The 4,577-nt window shown below is 61.7% G+C and carries 5 protein-coding genes; 2 read left to right on the top strand and 3 right to left on the bottom strand.

Annotated elements, in window-relative coordinates; all coding sequences use genetic code 11:
• Positions 1–59 precede the first annotated feature (59 nt).
• Genes glp through moaA form a run of 3 tightly spaced genes read right to left on the bottom strand, consistent with a single transcriptional unit; the run spans position 60 to position 2,861 of the window.
• Positions 60–1,283, bottom strand: a complete 1,224-nt coding sequence (gene glp / locus Q0072_RS08995) for a gephyrin-like molybdotransferase Glp (RefSeq protein WP_298328746.1) — start codon at positions 1,281–1,283, stop codon at positions 60–62.
• The gene (gene moaB, locus Q0072_RS08990) at positions 1,280–1,846 is read right to left on the bottom strand and encodes a molybdenum cofactor biosynthesis protein B (RefSeq protein ID WP_298328743.1); all 567 of its coding nucleotides are present in this window, start codon (positions 1,844–1,846) and stop codon (positions 1,280–1,282) included. The genes glp and moaB overlap by 4 nt, the downstream gene beginning before the upstream one ends.
• Position 1,847: 1 nt before the next feature.
• Positions 1,848–2,861 (bottom strand): GTP 3',8-cyclase MoaA, encoded by a 1,014-nt coding sequence (gene moaA / locus Q0072_RS08985; RefSeq protein WP_298328740.1) that lies wholly within the window; start codon positions 2,859–2,861, stop codon positions 1,848–1,850.
• Between the two features lie 61 nt (positions 2,862–2,922).
• Here moaA and Q0072_RS08980 point away from each other — a divergent pair, with 61 nt between their 5' ends.
• Both Q0072_RS08980 and Q0072_RS08975 read left to right on the top strand, forming a co-directional pair.
• The gene (locus Q0072_RS08980) at positions 2,923–3,165 is read left to right on the top strand and encodes a hypothetical protein (RefSeq protein WP_298328737.1); all 243 of its coding nucleotides are present in this window, start codon (positions 2,923–2,925) and stop codon (positions 3,163–3,165) included.
• Positions 3,166–3,408: 243 nt separating this feature from the next.
• Positions 3,409–4,577 (top strand): carboxylesterase family protein (locus Q0072_RS08975; protein ID WP_298328734.1); only part of this gene is annotated, 1,169 nt, incomplete at its 3' end.

Here is a 4,577-nt window from a genome sequence, read left to right as displayed (position 1 = left end):
TGAGCAGTGAACGGTGCCGCATAGTCGGTCAGCCCGCGTCGGGGGTCAATCACGTGTTTTCAGTATCTATCAAGCGCCACATAGGTCAGCAGATCCCCCGCCTTGATCGCTGGCGCATGGGGCAGGCGGCGGATCAGCACGTCGCTTTGGGCAAAGACGGCGATCAGCGACGAGTCCTGATCGGCAAAGGGCCTCAGAGCCGGGCACCCCGTGTCGTCCGTGACGATGCGTCCCCTCAGCCAGGTTTCGCGTGGGCCGTTGGCGGCGATATCGACGGCGGCGGGCAGACTTAACAGCCTGTCGCGCCCATTCTGCCCCAACGCGGCTTCGATCCACGGCTTGAGGAAGAGTTGCGCGCAGACCATGCTGGAGGCCGGATTGCCGGGCAGGCCCAGCACACGGCGGCCATCGTTGAGCACACCCGTCCAGGTCGGCTTACCGGGCCGGATATTGACGCTGCCGAAGTCGATACGGAGCCCCAGCCGCTCCAGCGCCGGTTTGACCAGATCATAATCGCCGACACTGGCCCCGCCAATGGTGACGATCAAATCCGCCTCGGTGTCTTTCAGCGCGTCGTGAATACCGTCCAGATCATCGCTTTCGACGCCGACAAAGCTGGCCTTGGCCCCCCACTGACGGCACATGGCCAGCAGCGCAAAGGAGCCGGACTCAAAAATCTGATCCTCGCGCGGCTCTGTGCCGGGTGCGACCAGTTCATCGCCAGTCGAGAGGATGGCGATGCGCGGACGGCGCGCCACCTTCAGCGTCTTCTGACCCGCCGCCGCCGCCAGCGACAGCCGCCAGGCATCGAGCCGTACTCCCGCCGACAACAGTTCGTGCCCGGCCTTGAAATCCTGACCTCTGGGGCGGATATGCGTCTTGGGGTCGTTCCAGCCGTCTGGCTCGATAAACACGCCCATCTCCGTCACGCGGACATTTTCCTGAATGACCACGGCCTTTGCCCCGTCAGGGACCGGCGCGCCGGTATAGATACGCACGCATTCGCCCCATTCGACGCGGCCTTCGAAGCGCCGCCCGGCGGCGCTTTCACCGATCAGGCGCAGCGGAGACCCCTGCGCCACCGGATCGGTCAGCGATTTACAGATGGCATAGCCGTCCATAGCCGAGGCATCAAAGGGCGGCTGGTCGCGCGTCGCGATGACCGGCTCGCTCAGGACACGGCCCAGCGCCTTCGACAAAGCGACCTTGCGCGTCTGCGGCGCCGGAGTCGCCTCACGCAGGAAAGCGATCGCTTCGTCAACGGATATACCCTTGCGCGTCATTCTTCCAGAAGCCTCGGCATCAGTTCAACCATGTTGCACGGGCCGTGGCGCGAATCGAGCTGCCAGCGGATCACCTTGTCCCAGCCGTCCTTGCACGCGCCATTCGACCCTGGCAGGCAGAAGACGAAGACGCCGCGGATGATCCCGGCCAGCGCCCGCGATTGCAGGGTGGACAGGCCCACCGTCTGGAAACTGACCATATGGAAGATGGTCGAAAAGCCTTCGATGCGCTTGTCAAACAAAGGCTCAACCGCCTCAGGGGTCACGTCGCGCCCGGTAATGCCGGTGCCGCCGGTTGAGATGATGACATCGACATTGCCGGAATCGATCCAGTTGGTGATGACCGTGCGGATATGGTCCTTGTCGTCGCGCACCAGCTCACGCGCCGCCACGTGATGCCCCGCCGCCGTGATGCGCGCGTCGAGCAGGTCGCCGGAGGTGTCGGTGTCGCGCGTGCGGCTGTCCGACACGGTGAGGACGGCGATATTGACCGGCTTGAACGGGCGCTCGAAGTCGATGCGCCCGGCGCCAATGTAGGCTTTTTCTTTGTCGCTTAAGGTCATTCTATCCTCCGGTGACGGACATGGTCCGACGCGGCGTGTAGGCGGTTTGCGGGGCCTGCGCCCCGATGAAAAAGTCGTGCGCCTTCGGTTTGTGGCGCATGGCCTCGGACAGGGCGGCACTGAGGGCGGCATTGCTGGCGTCTGTGCGCAGGGCCGCGCGCAAATCGACATGATCGTCCTGCCCCAGACACATATAGAGCTGTCCGGTGCAGGTGATGCGCACGCGGTTGCAGGTGTCGCAGAAATTATGGCTCAGCGGCGTGATCAGGCCCAGCCGGCCGCCGGTTTCCGCCACGTGGTGATAGCGCGACGGCCCGCCCGTGGTGTCGCTTAAAGGCGTGATGTCCCAGAAACTTTGCAAATCGGCCATCACCTCACGCAGCGAAACGAACTGGTCTTCGCGCCCGGCGATCTCTTCGCCCAGCGGCATGGTTTCGATCAGCGAAATGTCCATGCTGTTGGCGTGCGCAAAGCGGATCATTTCAGGCAGATGCGCGCGATTGTCCTGTTGCAGAGCGACCGTATTCAGCTTGATTTTCAGACCCGCTTTTTGCGCCGCGTCGATGCCATACAGCACTTTTTTGAGGTCGCCGCCGCGCGTTATCCGCCGGAAGGTGTCGGCGTCCACACTGTCCAGCGACACATTGATGCGGCGGATTCCGGCCTCCACCAAATGCGGCGCGGCCTCCGCCAGAAGCGTGCCATTGGTGGTCAGAGTCAGCTCTTTCAAACGCCCCTCATGCACCTGACTGCCCAGACGTTTCAGGAAATCCAGAATTCCCCGCCGCACCAGAGGCTCCCCGCCGGTGATGCGCAACCGCGTCACCCCCTGATCGATCAGAAACAGGGAAAGGCATTCAAGCTCTTCAAAACTCAGCAGATTTTCACGAGGGAGAAAAGTCTGTCTCTCGGACATGCAGTAGGTGCAGCGCAGGTCGCAGCGGTCCGTCACCGAAATCCGCACATAGGAGATGCGGCGATGATAGGCGTCGATCAGGGCGGGTTCGGAACGCATAGCCTTGCATAGCCGGAAATTCGCGCTCAGGACAAGGGTTTAGAGAGCGGAATGATCTCTCATGGATCATTCCGCTCAAGCCGCCATTGAGGCGGCGGCCAAGGTGGCGGAGCCACCGCCCGGCGAGGGGCAAAAACAAAAAATCTGGATCATTATGTTTCTACCAGAAATCATAATGATCCAGATTTTCGGACGGCTTTACATTTGCGTGTGGCGGGGCCACGCTGTGGCCAAAGCCTCATGCCGAAAAGTGGACACCACTTTTCGGCATGAGGCGTCAAAAAAAAAATTTAGAGCGGAATGATGCTTCTATCGAGGCCATAGTGACGATTTAATGTTTGCGATCTTCCTCCTCCCCATTTCATGGGGAGGTGCCGAGTTTACGAGGCGGAGGGGTATCTCACGGAAGGTAATACCCCTCCGGCAGCGTCGCTTCGCTCGCTGCCACCTCCCCACTTCGTAGGGAGGAGAATCGCGTAAAATCTTAAATTGTCACCACGGCCTAAAATCATTCCACTCTAAATCAAAACCTACAGGAAATGCCCGCATGAAACGCCGCGATGCCCTTAAGGGGCTGTCCGCCCTGACCCTGTCCGTCGCCGTGACACCGGTATCAGCTGCAACCCTCAAGCCCAAATCCGTCACCATCAAAACCACAAACGGCCCGGTGATAGGGCAGGTCCGGGCAGGTACAGCGGTGTTTCTCGGCCTGCGTTATGGGGAAACGACCGCGCCGCCTTATCGCTTCCTGCCGCCGCGCCCGCCACAGCCGTGGACCAAACCGGTTAGGGCTGACCGCTATGGCCCGGCCTGCCCCCAGCAATCGACACCCGACGCCTATGGCAAGAGCGAGGACTGCCTGTTCCTCAATGTGTGGACGCCGGAGGCCGCGCCAAAGCACAAGCGCCCGGTGATGGTCTATATCCACGGCGGGGCCTATGCCAACGGGTCGGGCTCCGATCCGCTTTACGACGGCACGAACCTGTCGCAGCGCGGCGATGTGGTGGTTGTGACCGTCAATCACCGGCTCAATGTCTTCGGCTACCTCTATCTGGCGCGGCTGGAGCGGCTAATCCTGGGGCAGCCGGGGCCACTGGCCTTTTCGGGGAATTGTGGGCAGCTTGACCTCATTCTGGCACTGCAATGGGTGCGCGACAATATCGCGGCCTTTGGCGGTGATCCCGGCAATGTCATGGTCTTTGGGCAATCCGGCGGCGGGGCCAAGATCGCCACCCTGATGGCCACGCCGAAGGCCGACGGCCTGTTCCATAAGGCCGCGACCATGAGCGGTCAGCAGGTGACCGCCTCCGGCCCCGGCAATGCTACGGCGCGGGCGAAGGCCTTTCTGGGGGCGCTGGGGCTGAAGCCCGATGCCGAAGGGCTTAAGGCCGTGCAAGCCCTGCCTTGGGAAACGCTGGTCGCAGCCCAGAAGGTCACCGATCCGGTATTGGGGTCCGGCGGCGTCTATATGGGGCCGGTGCTCGATGAAGCCATCCTGTTGCGTCACCCCTTCTATCCGGATGCCGCGCCGCAATCGCGGCATATCCCCATGATGATCGGTAATACGCACGACGAAACGCGCGGCTTTCAGGGTAACAATCCGGCCTTTCAGAACCTGACCTGGGAAGACCTGCCGGAGAAACTGCCGCCCAATTACCGCGTCGATATCGACCCGTGGCACGTCATCGACACCTATCGCAAACTCTATCCGCAGAT

Source organism: Asticcacaulis sp. (genome assembly GCF_027484505.1).
In the GTDB taxonomy this organism is placed as follows: domain Bacteria; phylum Pseudomonadota; class Alphaproteobacteria; order Caulobacterales; family Caulobacteraceae; genus Asticcacaulis.
Note: the sequence above shows the minus strand (reverse complement) of the source record. Positions and strands in the feature narration are given on the sequence as shown.